Genomic DNA, 21,248 nt, shown 5'->3' on the forward strand with positions numbered 1-21,248 from the left:
CGGCAGGGGCTGAAGTCAGCCAGAAATACACAACTACTTCAGACCATCCTTAGTACGGATTCGTCAGCGAGTATCAGTTCCACATAAGATTTGCCGGAGGCAGTGAGCTCAAACCCCGTTGTGGTGGGTGCTATCAATGATTCGCTGAAGGCAAGATTAAGTGCGATTGCCATTGCCGGATCAAACCCCCAGATCGGGAGCTGCAATTGACCTTGCTCGGCACCAACTGTTAATGACCGGGTACGCTCCGGTGTCTTGAGCGCCCAGTTCAGCAGGTGGATTTTTGGAAGGCTTGATCTGCCGCCACGTCCGGACAGATGGAGAATCAGAAGCGCCTGAGAAATTTTGTAGAGAGGGCGAAGCTCCGAGAGTACTGGAATCGGCCGTCTTATAAATTTGAGCTGAGCCATGATTTACTCGTTGAAGTCCAGTTCGCAGATTGCAAGCCATCGCGCGACAGTCCTTCGTACCACATCACTTGCCATGGACTTGTCTATGTTGAGATGGCGATCAGTGGTCAGGTATTCCATCAGCCTATCCCTCACCAGGGTGGTGAGTTCTTCAGGTGTTGCGTCAGACGTCAGTCCCCATTCCAAAACGTCCTGCTCAAAGGTATTCACTATTCGGGCGACATTTACATACGTTTGGGGAGATCGGTCATACAGAGACTGAAAATATGTGTCGTGATCCAAGAAGTTATTGGTTGTCAGCTTGATCAAGTCTTCAATTTTTCGGGCTGGTCTTCCTGGCATTCGTAGGCGACATTTTCTTTCCAGATTCTCGTCATACGGTTCAGGGGTAATGCTTACTTTTGGCAACGATTCTGTCGGCGAGCCCAAGCATGGGGGCAGGCCTTCTGACGTTCGCAGCAGATTGAATTCTTTTATGTAGAACTCATGGTCATGGATCAGGATTGTGAAATCTTCATCGAGATGTGGAAGGCTCCATCCCCTGACTTCTGTCTGTTTGGTCTGGGTGTAGGAGTGCAGCTTATTCCTGCTGATTTCGGGGGTGACAAAACACCAATTTTTTATCTTTGTACCACCTAGAATTTTCTGTAGATCAACAGAATAATCTCTGAGCTTTTTCAGATCGTCGTTGATCTTCGTGCGCTGCTTCTCATAGAGCTCGTCTTGATGATAAAGCCGGTCTGGGCAGTAACACTGGAACGCATATCCTGTGTGTTTCGTGTATCCCTCGATCCCAAAATCACCAGGCGAGGCGGGTATATGCTGATATCCGTCACCGCCATGCTTCAGTTTAAATGCGAGTTGACACTGCGCTTCCCAAGTTATACCTGTGAATTTGCCAACGGGTGTAGTGATCACTGCATGCCTGCCTTGTGAAGACTCATCTGGAGGCGATGCTCATCGTATCCTTCCGAAATCTATAGGTGCCAGTGGGGCATCATCTGTTTGCTTCTCGCGGCCCTGCGACCTCGGATACTTCAGAAGCTATCAAAACGCTATCAACTGGTCTAGCAGGAACCGGTAATTTGGATTCGATAAATACATGGGCTGTTTATCTGTACAGCATGAATCTCACCAGTTTTGCAGGTACGGCCGGGGACGATTCTTGACTGACTGCACTTTTTTATAACAAGCAGCAGCTCCTGGCCGTATAGCGACGGTCGGGTTCAACCGCCGCTATCCTCGTCAGACCTCGGTCTGTTCAGCCATCTCAAGAGCATCGTCTACCTCGATCCCAAGATACCTGACGGTGCTTTCCAGCTTAGTGTGGCCCAGTAGCAGCTGTACGGCCCTGAGGTTCTTTGTCCTGCGGTAGATCAGCGACGCCTTAGTTCGCCTCATTGTGTGGGTACCGTATACGGCCGGATCGAGACCGATAGCTGTTACCCAGGTTTTGACGATTCGAGCGTATTGCCTTGTGGATAGGTGGTCTGAGGCATGCAGTCGGCTTGGGAAAAGATAATTTTCACCCCGTAGCTGTGCCTGATGTATCCACGCCTCTAACGCCGCTCGAGTTTGTTCAGTGATCTCAAACTGTACCGGACGCTGGGTTTTCTGCTGCATTACGATGGCCCGTGCCGACAGGTGCACCCCGTGGGCTATGTCCCGTACGCGAAGCTTTGTTAAATCACAGGCCCGAAGCTTGCTGTCGATGGCTAAGTCAAACAGAGCGAGATCCCGAGTTTTCTCTCCGATCTGGAGCCTGACTCGGATAGCCCAAATATCTCTGAGTCTAAGCGGTGCTTTCTGTCCGACTAGCTTTCCTTTATTCCAAGGTTGGTTGCGCTGGGTATTGACGGTTTTCATGGCTTGTCCTCCTCGTGCGGGAAGCCAAGAGTGAGCCGTCATGGCGACGGTCGCTAACCTACCCAAGCCCGCCAATCATTACCGGTAAAAAGCCGGCTGCGGCCGGTAATGAGCGAGCGCAGCCCTTGTAGTAGGCGAACGGATTAGAAAAGCCGGAGCGCTAATGCGCGACGCAAAGGTGGCTCGCGTGCGTCATGAAAAGCGAGAACTGAGAACTATGCGGATCAGGTCTCATGACTGAGTGATAGGATCGGGGTGCCATCGAGCCAGCCCAAACAACTATGCAGCCTACCTCTCTTGCCGCACCCATCGACTCCGAGTCGACCGAGCTCTACGGCATTACCGCGATCACTCACTCCAAGGGCGCAAAAGCCTGGAGAGTGACCCTGTTTCGAGACGGTCGAAAAGTCATCGACAAGGAGTTCCCGCATCTGACGCACGGCGGCGAGGCTTTAGCGCTGCAGAAAGCCCAGGCCTGCCGTGACGAAACCATGCTCCAGTATCCCCCGAGACACAGCCGTGAGGTGCGCCAAAAGGTTCGCAAGACCAACACGAGTGGCCACCCGGGCGTCACCCGTTATCGCATGGGTAGGTACTGGTACTGGGTCGCACAGACCAAACGTCGCGACGGTAAACCGATCAAGAAGTCATTTCGAATCGACCTGTATGGCGAACAGGAGGCGAAAGCCCTTGCGATTGCCGAACGCGAGCGTCAGCTTGCCGAGATTGATCATCGCGTCTTTCGCTCAGCGCGAGGCGAGCAGCATTACGACAGGCTGGTCAGCAACGCACGCCCTAGTACCTCGTGATCCGCCAGGCGTTTGGCCTACGGACTTGTGTGGTTCCTCACCCAATTTGATCTGTGTCTAGTTTTCAAACTGTTTCTTGTCCAAACGTGATTTGTGCACGAGGGTGTGCAAGAACCTGCCATTGCTTTGCGGCTAGCCTTCGCGCCTTGGATAAGTCGTCATGCTGGCTGCGGCCGGTCATGTGCAGGAAGCAGAGGAAACAGGATGTTCTCACCGGCCAACCAGAAGCAATTTGCGCTCAAGATCCTTGGCGTCCAGCATGATTTTCAGGTGCTCTCGTTCAAAGGGCGCGAGAGCCTTAATAGTCCCTATGCCTTTGACATTGAGCTGATCAGCGAACAACCTGACTTCGATTACCTCGGACTGAGAAACAAGTCCGCTTTCCTTGAGATTGGTCTTGGAGGAGCGGGCTTTCATGGCCTGCTCTACAGCGCAGCCCAAGGTGAATCCGGCAAGCGCATGACACGCTATCGCGTGTGTTTGGTGCCTCATTTGCAGTACTTGGCCCACCGCCACAATCAGCGCATCTTTCAGCACTTGTCCGTGCCAAGCATCATCGCAGCGGTGTTACAGGAGCACGGCATCCTGGCCAACACGTTCCGCTTTACATTGTCCGGTGAGTATCTACCACGCGAATACTGCGTTCAGTACGACGAAAACGATCTTCACTTCGTCAATCGCCTGTGTGAGGAAGAGGGTATTCACTACCACTTCGAGCACGCCCAGACAGAACACGTGTTGATATTTGGTGACGACCAGACGGTCTTTCCGGAGCTTGGTGCAGCGACCTACCAGCAGGACAGCGGCATGGTGGCAGACCATCAGGTGGTGCGTGCGTTTTCTGCTCAAGCCAACACCCGTACCTCGCGTGTGGCACGGCGTGACTACAACTTCGAAACGCCGCGCCTCGTCATGGAGGCCAGCCACCGAAGCGATCTGACGCCGGATCTCGAGGACTACGATTATCCCGGGCGGTTCTTGGACCGCAGCCGAGGCAAGCACCTGAGTCGCCGTGCTACTGAACGTCACCAAACCGATCAGCATATCGCCGAGGGCCGAAGCGACATCGCAGGGCTGCGCAGCGGCCATTTCATGCCGCTGGCCTGCCATCCTCGACCGGACTGGAATGAGCTGTGGCTGCTCACCGATGTGTTGCATGAGGGCAAGCAACCCCAGGTTCTTGAAGAATCCGTGACATTAACGGTGAACGACGGGGCTGACTTTCAGCAGGGCTACCGCAACGCGTTTGTGGCAAGTCCCTGGTCTGCCATCTACCGGCCACCGCTACGCCACTTCAAGCGAACTATCAATGGAAGCCAGACGGCCTGCGTCACGGGTCCCGAGGGTGAAGAGATCCACTGCGATCGATATGGCCGTGTTCGCGTCCAGTTTCACTGGGACCGTGATGGTCAGTTGGACGATAAGTCGAGTTGCTGGCTACGGGTCTCCAGCAGTTGGGCCGGCGGGCAGTACGGCGGTATAGCGATTCCTCGCGTCGGCATGGAAGTGCTGGTGACCTTCCTTGAGGGCGACCCCGACCAGCCCTTGATCACCGGCTGCCTGTACCACGCTGCCAACGAGGTGCCCTACGAGCTGCCAACGCATAAGACCCGTACCGTTTTCAAAACCCTAAGCTCTCCCGGCGGCGGCGGTTACAACGAGCTGCGTATCGAGGACCGTAAGGGCGAAGAGCAGATCTTCATCCACGCCCAACGCGACTGGGATGAGAATATCGAGAACGACCAACACGTTCGTGTCGGGCACGAGCGACACGATACGGTCGAAGCCAATAGCTACACCGAGCTGCGCAAGGAGGAGCACCGCACCACGTATCTCGATCGTAAAGTTCAGCTCAAGGCCAGCGACCACCTGACGGTAGGCAATGATCAGCACACCAAGATCGGGACCGGCCAGTACGTCCAGGTCGGTAAAGAGTTTCACCTCTCGGCTGGGCAGAAGGTGGTCATCGACGCAGGAGCCGAGCTGACCATCCAGGCCGGTGGCAGCTTTATTAAGCTTGATCCGGGCGGGGTGACCATCGTCGGCCCACAGGTGAAGATCAACTCGGGTGGCGCGCCAGGAAAAGGGGCGGGCGCCCGCCCCATCCTGCCGGTGAACAGCGATCCAGTGGACCCCGGTGTCGGCCCTGGCACGACCGTCAATTTCTATCGCACCCAGGCACTGGCCGGTCATCTGTTGGTCGAGAAAAACTGCAACCTGTGCGCGCAGGGCACCTGCGAGGTGCACGCCTATGTTTAAGGTCTCCGCGGTCCAGCCCATCGCCATGCCTTTCGACTCGGCAGCAGGGGAAGCAGAGGGCCGCTGCTTCGTCATCCTCGACGGCGCCTTCGATGAAGACCTCGCCATGCAGGTCTATCTCAAGGCCAACGATGGTGCGCCGACCTGGTATCCCTTGGTCGTCGATACGCCCTTCGCAGAGCTCTACAAGGTCAGCCCCTGTCTCGTCGAGTGCGAGGATCAACCCCAGCTGCTCGACTATGCATCGGCCATGCTTAACCAACTCGATGCGGGTTGCGTGCTGTGGCTTGAAGACGGTGTGCATCCGGACCAGGCGGCCGCGCACTGCCGCAGCCTGCTGAGCGCCCGGGATGAACGTAACCAGGAGCGATTCTTTCGCTTCTTCGAGCCACGCTGGCTCGAGCCTCTGTTCTCCGTCATGTCGCCCGGAGAGGCCACCAGTTTTCTTGGGCCGTTCACCGCTATGGCGTGGCGCAACGAGCGCGGCTGGCGACAGGTGACGCGGTTCGGTCAATGGAGCGGCGTGATCAGGGATCGTGGATGGTTTTGGCTTGACGACGAGCGCCAAGCGCAGCTCAGCCAGGCGCGCCTGCCGATGATTGCTGCGCAGCTCTCCAGCGATTACCTGCCTCTTCATCCGGCCGCCACCGAAGAGCGTGTTCATGCCGCACTCATTGAGGCTGGGCAGTGGGGTTTCGACGACCTGGCATCCCAGGAGCGGTGGTTGCGTCTGGATCTGCAGGTTCCCGCCGGCACACTTTCTTCCCCCTCGGCCCACCAGATACTGACCCGCCAGGACCTCGCCAAGGGCGAGAAGCTCGACGCGCTCGAGCAAACGACTGCATAAGGAACATGCACCATGACTACTAACGCTTACATCGTCCGCGCAGGCGATACGCTCGGTTCGATTGCCAAGGCTCATGGCACGAGCCCGGCCGAGATACAGGCTGCCAATCCGATTATCAAAGACCGGGACAAGATCCAGGCCGGTTGGAAGCTCAGCATTCCCGGCGAGGCGACGCCAGCTAGTGCGCCGACATCCAAGCCGCAAGCCACACAGGCAAAACCCGCCGCGGCGCTTCCGCCAGCCAAGCACGCCGGCGACAGCAGCAGTGCCGCCGTCAAAAGTGCACCGCCGTGTGCCGACGAGCTCGTGGATGTGGTGCACTTCACCGCGGATTCGGATCGCCTGTTCGTGCTGACCGAGGCCCAGGCCAAGGAGCTCAAGACCGAGGTCGACTTGGTCCAAAAGCTCATGGACGAGTTCCACGGCATCGTCAGCGCGGCGACCGCCGCGCCCTGCAAGAAAACCGCTGCTCACCCCGAGGCGGCTTGCAGCTGCACAGCATGCAAGAAGGCTGACTGGGCTAAGAAGGCCGGCGAGGTGGGCCTACTCAGGCCTATTGACCGACCCAAAGCGGTGACTCCCGAACCGGTCGAGACAGAGGGCGACATCCAGGGCAAGATTGGCGAACTGCAACAGGCGCGGGATTTCTTCCTCAATTACGACAGCTTTGTCGCCGCGCGCCGCGGCCAAGTGCACAACGTGATCGAGGGCAACTGGCGCAAGCTGTGCGAGAAAAAGGTCGCCCAACTCAATGCCGAGATCGGCACACTTCAGGGGCAGCTCAAGGCGCAGGGTCCGCAAAACGGCGAAACCTTTGCCGGGGGGGGGAAACCCGACGTAAATAGCCCCTATACGAGCAAGCGCACCTCGGAGGCTGGCGCCGGCAGGCAAACCAGCCACTATATCCAGGAAGTCATCATCCTCAGCCGTCCCGACCGCCGCTACTACGTGCGCGCGCAATTCTGGACAAGGATCGAGCGGATCTGGGCCCACAAGGCCAGCGCCCGAGTCCTGCGCGAGAAGCCCTTCAGTCCGGCGATGGTCAAGGACCTCTTCGACGACATCAAGAAGGCCATCGGCGACAGCGCAAAGTCGGGTCCCCTTGGCAAGGTTGAAGCCAAACTGTGGACTATCAAAGCGAAGGAAGACCATCCGCTCAACGCGCTGCGTTGCGAGCTTTACAAGTTCGAAACGAAGCAGGCCGACGGTGACCGCTATGCGCTCTCGGCCGAGGCCCAGGCCCTGCGCTTTGCGGCAAGCGCCAGCGCCGGCATCAAGAGCTTCAACCCAGCCAAGGGCGAGATTGATGTGGGCGTCAAATGCGAGGCGGCCTTTGCCTTGGCAGAGGGCAAAATCACCACGACAACCTATTTTCCGTCGCGGGCGGGCAGCACGCTCCAGATCAGCTACCGCAATGCGGTCGGCAAACCGGTGCGGCATTCATTCGGCAGCTTCCGTCTCAATGGCAGCCTGGAAATGTCTTGCTTCGCAGGGGCAAAGGGAAGCCTCGAAGGTGGCGTCAAAACAGGAAAGGGCGCCGCCGAGGGACCTTCCGGCGCCCTTGCGCTGCTCGGCACGCCCTCGATCGACGCGAGTAAAGCCGGTGGCCGACTCGGCCTGAAAGCAGAAGGCTTCGCCGGGGCCGAAGCCGGCGGTGCGCTTAGCGGCGCCGTCGAATGGCTACCGCCAGCCGACTACGGCAAAGGGGCGGGCAATTCCGGCGCTCTCACAAGCGGCAATTCCGGCTGGAGTGCCCTGGCGCAGGTCAAGGCCGAAGGCAACCTGGCGCTCGGCATCGGGTTTGAAGGCGACTTTGGAGTCAGTCTGCACGAGGGCAATTTCGCGATTACGTGCAAGGCCAATCTGGTCTTTGGTCCCGGCGCAGGCGGCGGGTTTGGAACCGTGGTGGATTTGGAGAAAGTTTGGGACCTAATTGGGCTCGTATGCGAAACCCTCAACCAGATCGAATATCGTCATTTGGTAGGTGTTCAGCAACAAGCCTTTCTGTCCATCTGCCAACTGCTCTATAAAGCCGCTCTTTCCCCTGGAGAAGCGGTTGAAAGTCTTATAGGAGAGGGTGTAGGTGTTCTAAACGAATGGTGGGAATTGCGTGAGGCTGGTATGGCAGAAGCAGCCCTCCTTACCAACGGGATTCTCAAGCATAAGGCGGTGAGGGTTGGCAGTCGCACAATGCCAATCGACAGACTCCCTCCTGAAACGATCGGCCCAATGCTATGGGTGTTGACTGAATCCTATATCGGCAAAAGTAACAGTTTGGAACAGGAGCAAGCGATCGTAGAGCTTCTCTCTCGAATCCGTCGCTGGCGGCACCTGCTTGAGGCGCTAGAGCATATGTCGCCGGATGCCCATAAGGTAAAGGCTACTGACAGCCTGAACCGTATCAACAGCTTCCTAGTGGAAAAGCAGCAAGAAGACTTCAACCGTTACTTGGACGGCCTGGTCTTCCAAGGGCAGCCTTCCGCCCCGGCTGTTCATTATGCTTGGAACGTAAACGACTCAATGGTCTATGGCGAACAGAAGCGATTCCTTCTTGCCTCTGCGGCTCGCCATAGCGACACGAGAATTGCTTAATCTGAGGGAGGGCCATTCGGCCCTCGGAGTCACAGCTGGTTGCTCATTTGAAGAGAGCATCTGAAGCTGACAGTGAAAGAGTGCGTATCACGCTTCAGGCGGAGGTTCCTTCTAAGGACAGTGTTGGCTGCCAGCCATGGCGTGTCGACCGAGTCGATTCCCCGCGCTACTTTTTCCTTGCCTGATGAAGGGCCTTTGGGATCCTTCCTAGGTGACTCATGATAAAAACCTTCGCTGTACCAATCATCCAGCACTTCGATCGCCATGCCCGCCATCGAGTACAACCCAAGAGGGTTGGGAGGGTACTTGTCGACGCGTTCAGTTATTGGGCGGCGACCCGTACCGGGAAAATTCTCTCCGAATTTCAAGCTGCCATCATTAGTTGGGTAGAGAACGTTTTGGCCTCTGTTTCTCGCGGCATACTCCCACTGGGCTTCGGTGGGTAGATCAACAGGGTAACCACTTACGTTTCCAAGCCACTGACAATAGTCCTTGGCCTCCTGCCATTCTCTGATGGGAGCGACGTTCATCGGATCGAATACATACTTGAGGCGTTCACGGTCCCGCAATTCGCTCAATACCGGTTCCTGCCCAATCAAAGATCGGTATAAGTCAAAGTCACCTAGCGTGGTTTTTTTCGCCGCCAAGTGATAGCTCGACACCTCAACTTCATGAAGAGGAGCGTCGCTATTCATTGTGATATTGCATAGATTGTCCTCTGGCGCGCCGCATGGCCAGGTGCACGCCTCGGCCGGATTGAAGTCGCACTTCCAACCGAAATCGCCCATTTCGAAGGCACCACCCTCGATGAACACCATCTCGTCAATCGAGCGGATTACCACGCGAAGCACTTCGTCCCGCTTGTCCTGAGCAAACTTGGGGTACTGGGCTTCGATGCGCGAAGCGATCTGGGCGACCTTGTCGGGAGAAAGCTTCTGACTTTCGGGGAGGTTGGCGGAGCTACAGGCTGTTGCTGCGGCACAGCCGATGAGCAGGGCAAGTGTTCGAATCTGGAGCATTGGTGTTCGTCCTTGAATCGGTACATCGGAGGCGGACGAGTTTAACAAGACGCCGAGCTGCGGGAGGGCCAGCATCGCTCGGAGTTGGAAGCGGCTCACAGGATGGCTGAACTGCCTTTAGTCCCGAGATGATTGCAGGAGTAGATCTGGGCATATACAACCGTTGGCAAAAGGCCGCTTTTGGCCGTTCTCTGCCGGTCACCCTTCGGTATGTACTGGTCAAAGTCGGGTTCGACCGGTGGCCGAACGCGATTGATTAGTCAGGACGGATGCAACTGGGCGGTCAGGTGCGTGCAACAGCCGCTGTGCTGCCGCGTACGATCAGGTTGTAGGGCAAGATCAGGTGAGGCGTCTCAAGGACACGCTGTTCGAATTGCGCGACGAGCATCTCGACTGCGTGTCGTCCGAACGCCTCGGCGGGCTGGGCGATGGTCGTCAGCGGTGGGTCGCTGAAGGCAGCGAAGGGAATATCATCGAAACCGGCGACCGATACGTCCTGCGGCACGCGCATTCCGGACTGGCGGATGCGCTGCATGGCGCCTATTGCCATTTCATCGTTTTCGCAGAAGATCGCGGTTGGTCGATTCGGGTTATCGAGCAGTTGGCCGGCAGCGTCGTAACCGGCCTGCAAGGTGAAATTGCCGCGGCGAAGCAGCTCGGGGTCGAGCGCGATTCCTGCTTCATTCAGCGCATCCTCGTATCCGGCGATACGCTCTCGGGTCAGCGGGCTGCCTTGCGGTCCCTTGATCAGGCCGATGCGGCGATGACCTAGCGCGAGCAGATGTTCGGTCATTGCGCGGGCTGCGGCGCGGTTATCCAGGCGAACGGTCGGGCAGGGCGGAGCGTCTAGCACTTCGCAGGCATTGACCATCGGCGGTAGCGCGTTGCCATGGAGACAGGTTTCAGCGAACGGGTTGAATGCGCGCAGCTGGATCACGCCGTCTGCCTGGTGGGCGTGAACCAGCTCGGCGTAGGCGATTTCGACGTCTTCACGGCCCAAGGTATTGCACAGCAGCACGCGGTAATCGAAGGCCTGCGCGGCTTCCTGAATACCGCTGATGACCCGCGCAAAAAACACATTGGCGATGGCCGGGACCAGCACGACGAGGTTGCGCGTTTTACGCGAGCGGAACTGCACCGCCATCAGGTTTGGGCGATAACCGGCCTGTTCGACCGCTGCGTGCACCCGGTCACGGGTCTGCGGTGAAACCCGTTCGGGCGTCTTCAATGTGCGCGAAACGGTGGCGACGGAAACGCCAGCCAGCTCGGCCACCTTGCGAATGTTAGGCATAACACCTCGATGTTCGGTGCCGGCGGTGGGTTATCGGCCAGCAGTGGCTAGCGTAACGCAGCGAGCCCATGGGGTCAGCGGTTTGGCTGATCGACCTAACCTGCTCGACCGCGAGCGGCATCGCCGCGCGATAACGTTTTTTCCAGGACAGCTGCCGGGCGCTCTATCTCGCCAATCTGGCGCAGCGCTAGCTGAGCGCTGCCGTCCGTGTCTTCCTTTCAGCTTGACACTGGGAACTTCAATGCTACTTTCACAACCAATGTAACCGGTTACATTGCAAATGACCAAACGTTGAAACGGGGAGTGAAGGCATGGATTCAACCGGTCGATCGAAGGTTCGTGTGGGCATGGTGGGCGGTGGCGAAGGGGCGTTCATTGGCCAAGTGCACCGACAGGCGATGCGCCTCGACGGCCATATCGAGCTGGTCTGCGGCGCCTTCAGCCGCGACCCCGAAAACAACAGGCGAAGTGGTGCAGCCCTGCATCTCGACCCGCAGCGTTGCTACGACTCCTGGGAGGCGCTGCTGGCGGCCGAGCAGAAGCGGCCGGCGGACCAGCGCATGGAATTGCTCGTCATCGTCACGCCCAATCATTTGCATGCCCCCATCGCTGCGGCGGCCCTGCAAGCCGGCTTCCATGTGTTTTCCGAAAAGCCGGCGGCGCTGTCGCTGGCGGATATGCAGCAGCTTGCCGCAACCCAGGCTGACAGCGGCCGGCTGTATGGACTGGCGCACACCTACCAGGGCTATCCGATGATCTGGCAGGCGCGGCATATGGTGCAGGCCGGTGCGCTCGGTCGCTTGCGCAAAATATTTGTCGAGTATCCGCAGGGCTGGTTGAGCGAGGACCAGGCAGGGCAGGGCAACAAACAAGCGGCCTGGCGCGGTGAGCCGGCTCAAGCGGGACCGAGTGGCTGCATGGGTGACATCGGCATTCACGCGTTCAACCTCGCCGAGTTCGTCAGCGGCCAGCGCATCGAGCGGCTATGCGCGGATCTGGGTGTGCATGTCGCAGGGCGGCAGCTCGACGATGACGGTGCCGTGCTGTTCCAGACCGACGGCGGCGCAAGCGGTGTACTCATCGCCAGTCAAGTTTGCACCGGCGAAGAGAACGCCCTGACGTTGCGCCTGTATGGCGAGCAAGGCAGCCTCGAATGGCGCCAGGAAGAGCCGAACAGCCTGGTTCATCGCCCGCTCGGCGAGGCGCTGCGCGTGCTGCGGACCGGTGTCGATCAGCGTTGGCTGTGCGACGACGCGCTGCGGCGTTTGCGCCTGCCTGCGGGGCATCCCGAGGGATATCTCGAAGCGATGGCCAATCTCTACACCGATTTCGCCACCTCCATCCGCTCGGCACGCGCGCCCGAACTTCCGGGTATCGATGCCGGCCTGCGTGGCATGGCCTTCATCGAGACGGTCATCGCCAGCCATCACAGCGATGCCAAGTGGACGCCCTTCGCCGCTACCGAATGACAGGAACTTAATATGCAGCAACCCAAGACACCCAGCGGTATTCGCGGCCCGGCCATTTTCCTGGCGCAGTTCCTCGGGCCGGAAGCGCCATTCGACACCTTGCCAAACCTTACGCGCTGGGCGGCTTCGCTCGGCTATTGCGGGGTTCAGCTTCCAACGCTCGGAACGCAATGCCTGGACCTGCAACGCGCCGCCGAAAGCCAGACCTACTGCGATGAGCTCAAAGGAATTTGCGCTGAAGCAGGCGTCGAAATCAGCGAGCTGTCGACTCATCTGCAAGGCCAGCTGGTAGCGGTGCATCCAGCGTTCGACGGCCTGTTCGATGACTTCGCGCCGACCGAACTGCGTGGCAAGTCAAAGGCCCGTACCGAGTGGGCCATCGATCAGTTGCACCTTGCGGCGAAGGCCAGTCGGCGTCTGGGCCTGACCGCCCATGCGACGTTTTCAGGTGCGCTGTTATGGCCCTACATGTATCCATGGCCACAGCGACCAAGCGGTCTGGTTGAGGAGGGCTTCGCCGAACTGGCGCGGCGCTGGCGACCGATCCTCGATGCGTTCGAGGAAGCCGGGGTCGACCTGTGCTTCGAGATCCATCCCGGTGAGGACCTGCACGACGGCGCCTCCTTCGAGCGCTTCCTCGACGCGGTCGATCAGCATCCCCGCGCGAAGATTCTCTACGACCCGAGCCACATGCTGCTGCAGCAACTGGATTACCTCGGGTTCATCGATCGCTACCACGAACGCATCGGCATGTTTCATGTGAAAGACGCCGAGTTCCGCCCGGACGCTCGTTCCGGTGTTTACGGCGGTTATCAAAGCTGGACCGATCGCCCTGGACGCTTCCGTTCGCTCGGCGACGGCCAGATCGATTTCAAGCAGATATTCAGCAAGCTGACGCAGTACGGCTATGAGGGCTGGGCAGTACTCGAATGGGAATGCTGCCTCAAGGATGCCGCGCAGGGGGCCGAGGAGGGCGCTCGTTTCATTCGGCAGCAGATGATCAACCGCGCCACGCGGGCCTTCGATGATTTCGCCGGGGTTGCGAGTAGCGCGTCGCGAAACCGCCGGCTGCTGGGCCTCGATTAACGCTTTCTCCTGATAAACGTGCACAACAATAAGGACAAGACCATGAGCACACTCAATGCACGGCTGAGCCTGATGATGTTTTTGCAATTCTTTATCTGGGGCGGCTGGTTCGTCACCCTCGGCACCTTTCTGGCCAACAACCTGAGCGCGACCGGCGGCCAAATCGGCATGGCGTTCTCGACCCAATCCTGGGGCGCGATTCTGGCGCCGTTCGTGATCGGCCTGATCGCCGATCGCTACTTCAACGCCGAGCGCTTGCTCGCCATCCTGCATCTGGTCGGCGCGGTGCTGTTGTTCCAGCTTTACCGGGCCAGCGATTTCAGTGCGTTTTACCCATACGTGCTGGGCTACATGATCGTTTACATGCCCACATTAGCCCTGGTAAACGCTGTGGCCTTTCGGCAGATGCGTGACCCGGCGCTGGAGTTTTCGAAGATTCGGGTTTGGGGCACGGTGGGCTGGATCATCGCCGGCTTGGTGATCAGTTTTCTGTTCGGCTGGGATTCCCAGCAAGCCATCGCGGCCGGTGCGCTACGCAACACCTTCCTGATGTGCGCCATCGCTTCGGCGGTGCTGGGGTTGTACAGCTTCAGCCTGCCGAGCACACCACCGCTGGCCCGGCGCGAGCAGGGCGGGCTCAAGGAAGCGCTGGGTCTGGATGCGCTCAAGCTGTTGAAGGACCGCAGCTTCGCGATCTTTTTCCTCGCCTCGGTGCTGATCTGCATTCCGCTGGCCTTCTACTACCAGAACGCCAACCCCTTCCTCGCGGAAATCGGCGTGGATAACCCGACCGGCAAGATGACCCTGGGGCAGATTTCCGAAGTGCTGTTCATGTTGTTGCTACCGCTGTTCATCCAGCGCTTCGGCATCAAGAAGACTCTATTGCTGGGGATGCTCGCCTGGACGTTGCGCTATGCACTGTTCGCCTACGGTAATAACGGCGAGCTGCTGTTCATGTTGGTTGCCGGTATCGCGTTGCACGGTGTCTGCTATGACTTCTTCTTCGTCTCCGGGCAGATCTATACCGACGCCAAGGCCGGCGAGACGTACAAGGGTTCAGCACAAGGCTTGATCACGCTGGCCACTTACGGCGTCGGCATGCTCATCGGTTTCTGGGTGGCCGGAAAAGTCACCGATCACTTCGCGAGCATGGACGGCCACGATTGGCAGAGCATCTGGCTGTTCCCGGCGGTATTCGCGTTGGGCGTCTTCCTGACGTTCCTGTTCGCCTTTCGCGAACAACGGCCGGCAGGGCTTGAGGCGGCTGCCAAAGCGACCTGAAATGTCGCGGATCAGACGCCGGCCATTCACGACCGGTGTTCTCCGAACCGGCTGGCGCATAGCGACGCCTTGGCCCAGCGCAGGACCGACCTTCGGTCCTGCGCAGCCCGCAGTGCACAAATCTTCTATAACCTCCACTCCTCACGTAACAGCATGCACATTTGCAGGCCTTCGGCCTGTGCTCATTCGTCACCTCTAAGAGCCAATCATGGGTGCCAACAGCTGGGTCGATCTGAAGCTGGATGCCGAAACGGGCATCGAGACCATTCGTGCTCATTTCGAGGGGCATGCCTACGACCCGCATTGGCATGACAGTTATCTCGTCGGCTTTACGGAGCAGGGCGTGCAGCAGTTTCACTGCCGCAAGGTGTTGCACAGCAGTACGGTGGGGCAGGGTTTTTTGCTGGAGCCCGGTGAGATTCATGACGGTCATGCGCCAGCGCCCGGCGGCTTCACCTATTCAATGCTCTACCTGCAACCGCAATGGCTCGAAATGCAGCTGCAAGCGCTGTTCGAGGAGGCGCCTGAGCATTGCCTGCCGAGCTTTGCCGAAATCATGGCGAGCGAGCCGGATCTGATAAATCACATCGCCCGGGCATTCCAGGCGATGCACGGCTCGGACCTGCGAATCGTCCGGCACGCGGCGCTGGATGCGTTGTTGGAAAAACTGTCCAGCCATGTCTACTGGCGGCAGAAAACGGAGCTGAGCCCACGGTTGCCTTCGGTGGCGATCAGGGCTCGGGAGTTTTTGCATGCTCATCTGGATCAGGATATCGGCCTGGACGACTTGGCCCAGGTTGCCGGCGTGGATCGCTTCCGGCTGTCCAGGGCGTTCAAGGCGGCATTTGGCATGGCGCCGCACGCCTATCTGGTGCAGCTGCGCCTTAGTCTGGCGCGCAAGCTGTTGCGCCAAGGCCTGGCCCCGGTGAGCGTCGCGGTGCAGCTGGGGTTCGCCGATCAAAGCCATCTCGGCCGCTGGTTCCGTCGCGCCTATGGACTGAGCCCAGCAGCCTATCGCAAACGCTGCTCAAACCTTCCAGACCGCTGACGCGCCCCCAAGGAATATGGCAGAAACACCACTCGGAGTTTCTGCCATGTTTTTTTCGATCCCTTGCGAATCACGGACTCATCAGGAGTTGGCGCGATGAGCCAATTCCTGCCCTTCGTTCTGTTTGCTTTCGTGGCATCGATTACGCCTGGGCCGACCAATATTCTGGTTCTCAGCAACAGCGCGCTGTATGGATTGCGCGCCGCAATGCCTATTGTGTTTGGCGGCTGTGCCGGGGCAGCGGCAATCGTACTGCTGGTTGGATGGGGGCTCGGTGGGGTATTGCTGCGTTATCCGCTGGTGCAGCAGGGCATGGCCTGGCTCGGAGTGGCGTGGATCACCATGTTGGCCTGGCAGCTGTTCCGCAGTCCGGCGTCCGGGCTCGCCATGGATCCCGACAGCAAACGCATGGGCGCCTGCGGCGGCGCCGCGTTGCAGCTGGTCAATCCCAAGACCTGGATGATGGCGATTGCGGTGATTAGCGTTTTTACCGGAGCGGACGCCGGCTCGTCCCAATACGCTGTTTACGCATTGATCTTCTTTCTCGTCGCTGTGCCTTGCCTGGTCGCATGGGCCGTGCTCGGCCGGGGTGCGGCACGAGTCCTGCGCTCGGTGCGTTCGTTGCAGCGCTTCAATCAGGGCATGGCGCTGTTGTTGCTCGTTTCGGCCTGGGCAAGCTTGCTGGCATGAAAGGAGCGGCCCTCGCAAACGAATGAGCTTTGCTGCAGCTTCGTCGCGGTGGGAAACGGCAATATCATGCGCGTTCGATCCAGCCTAAACATTCCGCTGACTGTATGGTCGAAGCGCCTAGATAAAAGGCATTCGCCGATGTCTTATTGCTTCCACTGCCTCCCGGACAGCCCCGCGGTTTTGCCTGAGGCGTCTTTTTTATCCTCAAAGGAACGACAGATGAGTATCGACCTCAACGCAGGACGCCTCCCCGACGAACACACCCTGACAAATATTCCGCGCTTGATTTCGCGCTATTACAGCGAGCGTCCCGATCCCTCGGATCCGACGCAACAGGTCTCGTTCGGCACCTCCGGTCATCGCGGTTCGTCGCTGAAGAACAGCTTCAACGAGTGGCACATCCTGGCCGTGACCCAAGCGATCTGCGACTACCGCCGCGAGCAGGGCATCGATGGCCCGATCTTCGTCGGCATGGATACCCACGCGCTGTCCGAACCCGCGTTCGTGTCGGCGCTGGAAGTGCTGGCGGCCAATGGCGTCGAGACGCGCATCGATGCCGGGTGCAGCGAAACCAATGGCGAGCCGGGCTACACACCGACTCCGGCGATCTCCAATGCCATCCTTGAATACAACGCGGGCCGCAGCGGTGGACTGGCCGACGGCATCGTCATCACACCGTCCCACAATCCGCCGGCCGATGGTGGCTTCAAGTACAACCCCACCAACGGCGGCCCGGCGGATACCGGCGTGACCAAGTGGATTCAGGATCGCGCTAACGCCTTGCTAGTAGCCGGGCTAAAAGGCGTCGAGCGGATGGATTACGCCCGTGCGCTGAAGGCGCCGACCACTCAGCGCTTCGATTTCATCGAGCAGTATGTTGGTGGCCTGGGTCAGGTGATCGATCTCGACGCGATTCGCGGCTCGGGACTGAAGTTCGGCGTCGACCCGCTCGGTGGCGCTGGCGTGCATTACTGGACGCGCATCGCCGACCGTTACGGTTTGCCGCTTGAAGTGCTCTCGACGCGTGTTGATCCGACCTTCCGCTTCATGCGGCTGGACTGGGACGGCAAGATCCGTATGGATTGCAGCTCGCCGCATGCCATGGCTGGTTTGATCGAGAACAAGGACCGCTTCGACGTGTCCTTTGCCTGCGACACCGACCATGACCGTCATGGCATCGTCGCGCGCTCGGTTGGGTTGCTCAATCCCAACCATTATCTGGCCGTCGCGATCGAGTACCTGTTCACCCACCGCCCCGAGTGGAGCGCGCAAGCAGGAATTGGCAAGACGCTGGTGTCGTCGTCGATGATCGATCGGGTCGCCAAGGGCATCGACCGTCAGGTAGTGGAAGTTCCGGTGGGCTTCAAGTGGTTCGTCGATGGCTTGATGGATGGCAGCCTAGGCTTCGGCGGCGAAGAGTCGGCGGGTGCGTCCTTCCTGCGCAAGGCCGGTGGCGCTTGGTCGACCGACAAGGACGGCCTCATCCTCGGTCTGCTGGCGGCCGAGATCACCGCCGTAACCGGCAAGGATCCGGGCGAGCGCTACCAGGCCCTGACCGAGCGTTTCGGCGCGCCGGTATATCAGCGTATCGACGCTCCGGCCGATCGCGAACAGAAGGCCAAGCTCGGCAAACTGTCCGCTTCTCAAGTGAAGGCTGGCGAGCTGGCCGGTCAGCCGATCACCCAGATCCTCACCGAAGCGCCGGGCAACGGTGCTGCTATCGGTGGGCTCAAGGTGGTGACGGATAATGGCTGGTTCGCCGCTCGGCCATCCGGTACCGAGGACGTCTACAAGATCTACGCCGAAAGCTTCGAAGGCGATGCGCACCTCAAGCGTATCCAGGAAGAAGCCAAGGCGCTGGTCGACGGCGTGCTCAACAGCTAAGGCGCGACACAAGACAAGCCGCCCCGGCTATCGGTGGCGGCTTTTTCATGCGCGGAGGCCGGGACGTTCAGCCGGCAGAGGGTTCGGGCAGTTTCGCGATCACCTTGATCTCGAACTGGAACCCGTAAAGCCAGGTCACGCCTACAGCGGTCACGGTAGGATGAGGCGCGCTTCCCCAGTATTCCGGCACGACAACACTCCAGATCTTCTCGAAATGCGTTTGGGGGTCGACGATGAAAATGGTCACGTCGACGACATCATCAAACGTGCAATTGGCGGCTTCGAGAACAGCGTTGAGATTTTTGAAGGCCAGCCTGACCTGCGCTTCGAGGTCAGGCTCCGGCGATCCGTCGTCGCGACTGCCCACTTGTCCGGACACGAATAGCATTCCGTTGGATCGAACGGCCGGCGAGTAATGGTTACGCTCATAAAGCGCCTGGCGCCCGGCTGGGAAAACGACGTCACGTGTGTTCATAGGTGCCTCTTCTGTCTGTTGATATCGAGTGGAAGTAGCTGACGAAGAGACTGTAGAGCTGCCCGCTGGACGGATAAACTCACAAGCCTGACCATCACTGTTCTTGTATCCCAAACAATCCCAACGCTCGGAGCTGATATGGACCGTTTTGTCGCGATGCAGGCATTTGCCCGCGTGGTGGAAACAGGCAGTTTCACCAAGGCGGCTGAAACGCTGCATCTAAGCAAGACCAGCGTGACGCAGCTGGTCCAACAACTGGAGGCGCGGTTGCGCGTCAGGCTTCTCAACCGCACCACACGTAAGGTTAACGTCACGGCTGATGGCGCCGCCTATTACGACCGGGTGGTGCGCCTGTTGGCTGATCTGGACGATGCCGAAACCAGCCTGTCCAGTGCCTCGGCATCGCCCAGGGGCCGGCTCAGAGTGGATGTGCCCAGCCCGTTCGCGCGCATGATTCTGATACCGGCGCTGCCGGCCTTTCACGCGAAATACCCTGAGATTCAGTTGGACTTGGGCGTGAGCGATCGCGTTGTGGATCTGATCGATGAAAACGTGGACTGCGTGGTGCGCGGGGGCGAGCTCACCGATTTGTCGCTGATGGCGCGCCACATAGGCGACCTGCAACTGGGGGTGTACGCGGCGCCTAGCTACGTTGAGCGTGCCGGCACGCCCGTGCACCCGCGAGAGCTGGAAGACACACATCACCGCATCGTCGGCTTCTTGTGGGCGCGCACCGGAAAGGTCTTTCCGTACGCGATGCACTGCAACGGCGAACGCGTCAACGTGTTGGGTCGTTACGTACTGGCGGTGGACGACGGCAATGCTTACCTATCAGCCGGTTTGGCGGGGTTGGGCGTGCTTTGGCTGCCCGACTACATGTCCAGGGAACACCTGGCGCACGGTGAATTGGTGCCACTGTTCGAGAACTGGCGACTCGACCCGATGCCGATGTATGTGGCCTTTCCGCCAAACCGACACGTCAGTGCCAAACTCCGCGTGTTCATCGATTGGGTCGCTGAGCTGATGGCGCAACAGGTGCCGGTGGCCGACCGAGATCAGTCGTCGACGCCAACATGAGGTAACTCGGCTAGGCCTCGCGTCCGGATAACGCCAGTTGCGCGCCGAGCCCGGCAAATGCACCCGCAAAACTCCGTCGTAGCCAGGCCTGGACGCGAGCCGACTCGATTACGGTCTTGCGAAAACCATGCGCCAGCAACCCATACACGGCGAATACCGCAAAAGTCATCAGCATGAACACGCTGCTGAGGGTGAGCAGTTGCAGCAATGGCGACGAGCTGCCGGGCTCGACAAACTGCGGCAAGAACGCCAAGAAGAAGAGGGTGAGTTTGGGATTGAGAATGTTCAACAGGAACGCTCTAGCTATCAGGCTGAAAGCGCTGCTCCGGGTCTGCACCGGCTGAATGGCGAATGCCGAACGATCGCGCCAGGTTGCAACGGCCAGATAGAGCAAATAAGCCACGCCGGCATATTTGAGCGTCTCGAAGGCCAAAGCGCTTGTATGCATGACCGCCGCCAGACCCAATACCGTCGCGAGCAAGTGCGGGACAATGCCCAACGTACAGCCAACCGATGCGAAAAAAGCGGCACGGCGACCCTGTACCAGCCCGGTCGAAACGGTGAATACCACGCCGGTTCCAGGATGAGTACGACAACGAGTGAGGTAATCAAGAACTCCGCAGTGAGCATGGCAAAGCGACTCCCGAGCAGGTTGAAGGGTAATGAAGCTAGCCGTGGCGCCGCGGAGAAGCAAATCATCGACCAAGTGGCCGCGCTAATTCGCTCTCAGCGTATAAATATAGGCTTCCACTGTTCGATTTTCATCGAGCATTACCTCGGTCGATACCCGTACGTAGGCTTCGCCTTCGAACGCGTCGAGCATGGCCCAGTGATCGGCGAGCTCGCCCGAGCTGAACAGAAAACCCTGGATCACGTCACCATGTGTCCAGCACGATGCCTGGATAACCCATGGCCGCTCCCCAGCCTTCATCATGGAGTGTTCCGGTCACGCTCGCGGCTTCCCAAGATCCGTCGATGCTGCCTAGTACATGCTCGTTCGGCCGGCCTGGCCCCAAGGTTCCGTAAACGAAGAGTCGTTCGGTCATCTTTCCTCCATGGGAATCGAAGCTGGATTCTGTCGCGTTCATCGACCACCGCCTGGCGCAATGCTTGCGCTCAGGCGGGTGGGGACGCAAGCAGCTCCG

At 59.1% G+C, this 21,248-nt stretch carries 18 protein-coding genes and 1 pseudogene; 11 read left to right on the forward strand and 8 right to left on the reverse strand.

Going from position 1 to position 21,248, the window contains the following annotated elements; translation table 11 throughout:
* Positions 1-38: 38 nt before the first annotated feature.
* The 3 genes from AC2LD7_RS16395 to AC2LD7_RS16405 form a co-directional block, all read right to left on the reverse strand.
* Positions 39-410, reverse strand: coding sequence for a hypothetical protein (locus AC2LD7_RS16395; RefSeq protein WP_484598793.1), 372 nt, complete (start codon positions 408-410; stop codon positions 39-41).
* Positions 411-413: 3 nt separating this feature from the next.
* Positions 414-1,328 carry a hypothetical protein gene (locus AC2LD7_RS16400; protein WP_484598794.1) on the reverse strand — a complete coding sequence of 305 codons (915 nt, stop codon included), beginning with the start codon at positions 1,326-1,328 and terminating at the stop codon, positions 414-416.
* Positions 1,329-1,655: 327 nt separating this feature from the next.
* Entirely contained in the window at positions 1,656-2,276 is a 621-nt protein-coding gene (locus tag AC2LD7_RS16405; protein WP_484598795.1) for a tyrosine-type recombinase/integrase, read from the reverse strand.
* Positions 2,277-2,557: 281 nt separating this feature from the next.
* Here AC2LD7_RS16405 and AC2LD7_RS16410 point away from each other — a divergent pair, with 281 nt between their 5' ends.
* From AC2LD7_RS16410 to AC2LD7_RS16425, 4 genes are all read left to right on the forward strand, one after another.
* A complete protein-coding gene (locus AC2LD7_RS16410) occupies positions 2,558-3,085 on the forward strand; it encodes a hypothetical protein (protein ID WP_484598796.1) in 528 nt (175 codons plus the stop codon).
* 204 nt (positions 3,086-3,289) lie between these two features.
* Complete coding sequence (locus AC2LD7_RS16415) at positions 3,290-5,344, forward strand: type VI secretion system Vgr family protein (RefSeq protein WP_484598797.1); 2,055 nt, start codon at positions 3,290-3,292, stop codon at positions 5,342-5,344.
* A complete protein-coding gene (locus AC2LD7_RS16420) occupies positions 5,337-6,191 on the forward strand; it encodes a DUF4123 domain-containing protein (RefSeq protein WP_484598798.1) in 855 nt (284 codons plus the stop codon). The genes AC2LD7_RS16415 and AC2LD7_RS16420 overlap by 8 nt, the downstream gene beginning before the upstream one ends.
* A gap of 12 nt (positions 6,192-6,203) precedes the next feature.
* Positions 6,204-8,783, forward strand: coding sequence for a LysM peptidoglycan-binding domain-containing protein (locus AC2LD7_RS16425; protein ID WP_484598799.1), 2,580 nt, complete (start codon positions 6,204-6,206; stop codon positions 8,781-8,783).
* A gap of 29 nt (positions 8,784-8,812) precedes the next feature.
* Here AC2LD7_RS16425 and AC2LD7_RS16430 read toward each other — a convergent pair whose 3' ends face one another.
* Together AC2LD7_RS16430 and AC2LD7_RS16435 are read right to left on the reverse strand one after the other, a co-directional pair.
* Positions 8,813-9,802: a formylglycine-generating enzyme family protein gene (locus AC2LD7_RS16430; RefSeq protein WP_484598800.1), complete on the reverse strand. Its 990-nt coding sequence runs from the start codon at positions 9,800-9,802 to the stop codon at positions 8,813-8,815.
* 283 nt (positions 9,803-10,085) lie between these two features.
* Positions 10,086-11,093: a LacI family DNA-binding transcriptional regulator gene (locus AC2LD7_RS16435; protein WP_484598801.1), complete on the reverse strand. Its 1,008-nt coding sequence runs from the start codon at positions 11,091-11,093 to the stop codon at positions 10,086-10,088.
* Between the two features lie 311 nt (positions 11,094-11,404).
* Here AC2LD7_RS16435 and AC2LD7_RS16440 point away from each other — a divergent pair, with 311 nt between their 5' ends.
* From AC2LD7_RS16440 to pgm, 6 genes are all read left to right on the forward strand, one after another.
* Positions 11,405-12,562 carry a Gfo/Idh/MocA family protein gene (locus tag AC2LD7_RS16440; RefSeq protein ID WP_484598802.1) on the forward strand — a complete coding sequence of 386 codons (1,158 nt, stop codon included), beginning with the start codon at positions 11,405-11,407 and terminating at the stop codon, positions 12,560-12,562.
* 12 nt (positions 12,563-12,574) lie between these two features.
* The gene (locus tag AC2LD7_RS16445; RefSeq protein ID WP_484598803.1) at positions 12,575-13,648 is read left to right on the forward strand and encodes a sugar phosphate isomerase/epimerase family protein; all 1,074 of its coding nucleotides are present in this window, start codon (positions 12,575-12,577) and stop codon (positions 13,646-13,648) included.
* 42 nt (positions 13,649-13,690) lie between these two features.
* The gene (locus tag AC2LD7_RS16450) at positions 13,691-14,929 is read left to right on the forward strand and encodes a nucleoside permease (protein WP_484598804.1); all 1,239 of its coding nucleotides are present in this window, start codon (positions 13,691-13,693) and stop codon (positions 14,927-14,929) included.
* 208 nt (positions 14,930-15,137) lie between these two features.
* On the forward strand, positions 15,138-15,977 hold the full coding sequence (locus AC2LD7_RS16455) for a helix-turn-helix domain-containing protein (RefSeq protein WP_484598805.1): 840 nt from the start codon (positions 15,138-15,140) through the stop codon (positions 15,975-15,977).
* A gap of 96 nt (positions 15,978-16,073) precedes the next feature.
* A complete protein-coding gene (locus AC2LD7_RS16460; protein ID WP_484598806.1) occupies positions 16,074-16,667 on the forward strand; it encodes a LysE family translocator in 594 nt (197 codons plus the stop codon).
* Positions 16,668-16,886: 219 nt separating this feature from the next.
* Entirely contained in the window at positions 16,887-18,551 is a 1,665-nt protein-coding gene (gene pgm, locus AC2LD7_RS16465) for a phosphoglucomutase (alpha-D-glucose-1,6-bisphosphate-dependent) (protein WP_484598807.1), read from the forward strand.
* A gap of 67 nt (positions 18,552-18,618) precedes the next feature.
* Here the strand turns inward: pgm and AC2LD7_RS16470 are convergent, their stop codons facing one another.
* The gene (locus tag AC2LD7_RS16470; RefSeq protein WP_408100668.1) at positions 18,619-19,026 is read right to left on the reverse strand and encodes a RidA family protein; all 408 of its coding nucleotides are present in this window, start codon (positions 19,024-19,026) and stop codon (positions 18,619-18,621) included.
* 138 nt (positions 19,027-19,164) lie between these two features.
* Here AC2LD7_RS16470 and AC2LD7_RS16475 point away from each other — a divergent pair, with 138 nt between their 5' ends.
* Positions 19,165-20,103: a LysR family transcriptional regulator gene (locus tag AC2LD7_RS16475; protein ID WP_484598808.1), complete on the forward strand. Its 939-nt coding sequence runs from the start codon at positions 19,165-19,167 to the stop codon at positions 20,101-20,103.
* Between the two features lie 10 nt (positions 20,104-20,113).
* Here AC2LD7_RS16475 and AC2LD7_RS16480 read toward each other — a convergent pair.
* Together AC2LD7_RS16480 and AC2LD7_RS16485 are read right to left on the reverse strand one after the other, a co-directional pair.
* Positions 20,114-20,733: pseudogene (locus AC2LD7_RS16480) on the reverse strand (LysE family translocator).
* Between the two features lie 85 nt (positions 20,734-20,818).
* Positions 20,819-21,037, reverse strand: a complete 219-nt coding sequence (locus tag AC2LD7_RS16485) for a gamma-glutamylcyclotransferase family protein (RefSeq protein ID WP_484598809.1) — start codon at positions 21,035-21,037, stop codon at positions 20,819-20,821.
* Between the last annotated feature and the right edge of the window lie 211 nt (positions 21,038-21,248).

The organism is Stutzerimonas sp., from assembly GCF_982611455.1.

Bases quoted from the DNA above. Each gene is read 5' to 3' on its own strand.
- AC2LD7_RS16470 (WP_408100668.1), bottom strand. From the start codon at position 19,026: ATGAACACACGTGACGTCGTTTTCCCAGCCGGGCGCCAGGCGCTTTAT.
- AC2LD7_RS16460 (WP_484598806.1), top strand. From the start codon at position 16,074: ATGAGCCAATTCCTGCCCTTCGTTCTGTTTGCTTTCGTGGCATCGATT.
- AC2LD7_RS16435 (WP_484598801.1), bottom strand. From the start codon at position 11,093: ATGCCTAACATTCGCAAGGTGGCCGAGCTGGCTGGCGTTTCCGTCGCC.
- AC2LD7_RS16420 (WP_484598798.1), top strand. From the start codon at position 5,337: ATGTTTAAGGTCTCCGCGGTCCAGCCCATCGCCATGCCTTTCGACTCG.
- AC2LD7_RS16395 (WP_484598793.1), bottom strand. From the start codon at position 410: ATGGCTCAGCTCAAATTTATAAGACGGCCGATTCCAGTACTCTCGGAG.
- AC2LD7_RS16440 (WP_484598802.1), top strand. From the start codon at position 11,405: ATGGATTCAACCGGTCGATCGAAGGTTCGTGTGGGCATGGTGGGCGGT.
- AC2LD7_RS16430 (WP_484598800.1), bottom strand. From the start codon at position 9,802: ATGCTCCAGATTCGAACACTTGCCCTGCTCATCGGCTGTGCCGCAGCA.
- AC2LD7_RS16450 (WP_484598804.1), top strand. From the start codon at position 13,691: ATGAGCACACTCAATGCACGGCTGAGCCTGATGATGTTTTTGCAATTC.
- AC2LD7_RS16425 (WP_484598799.1), top strand. From the start codon at position 6,204: ATGACTACTAACGCTTACATCGTCCGCGCAGGCGATACGCTCGGTTCG.
- AC2LD7_RS16415 (WP_484598797.1), top strand. From the start codon at position 3,290: ATGTTCTCACCGGCCAACCAGAAGCAATTTGCGCTCAAGATCCTTGGC.
- AC2LD7_RS16475 (WP_484598808.1), top strand. From the start codon at position 19,165: ATGGACCGTTTTGTCGCGATGCAGGCATTTGCCCGCGTGGTGGAAACA.
- AC2LD7_RS16410 (WP_484598796.1), top strand. From the start codon at position 2,558: ATGCAGCCTACCTCTCTTGCCGCACCCATCGACTCCGAGTCGACCGAG.
- AC2LD7_RS16405 (WP_484598795.1), bottom strand. From the start codon at position 2,276: ATGAAAACCGTCAATACCCAGCGCAACCAACCTTGGAATAAAGGAAAG.
- AC2LD7_RS16445 (WP_484598803.1), top strand. From the start codon at position 12,575: ATGCAGCAACCCAAGACACCCAGCGGTATTCGCGGCCCGGCCATTTTC.
- pgm (WP_484598807.1), top strand. From the start codon at position 16,887: ATGAGTATCGACCTCAACGCAGGACGCCTCCCCGACGAACACACCCTG.
- AC2LD7_RS16455 (WP_484598805.1), top strand. From the start codon at position 15,138: ATGGGTGCCAACAGCTGGGTCGATCTGAAGCTGGATGCCGAAACGGGC.
- AC2LD7_RS16485 (WP_484598809.1), bottom strand. From the start codon at position 21,037: ATGATGAAGGCTGGGGAGCGGCCATGGGTTATCCAGGCATCGTGCTGG.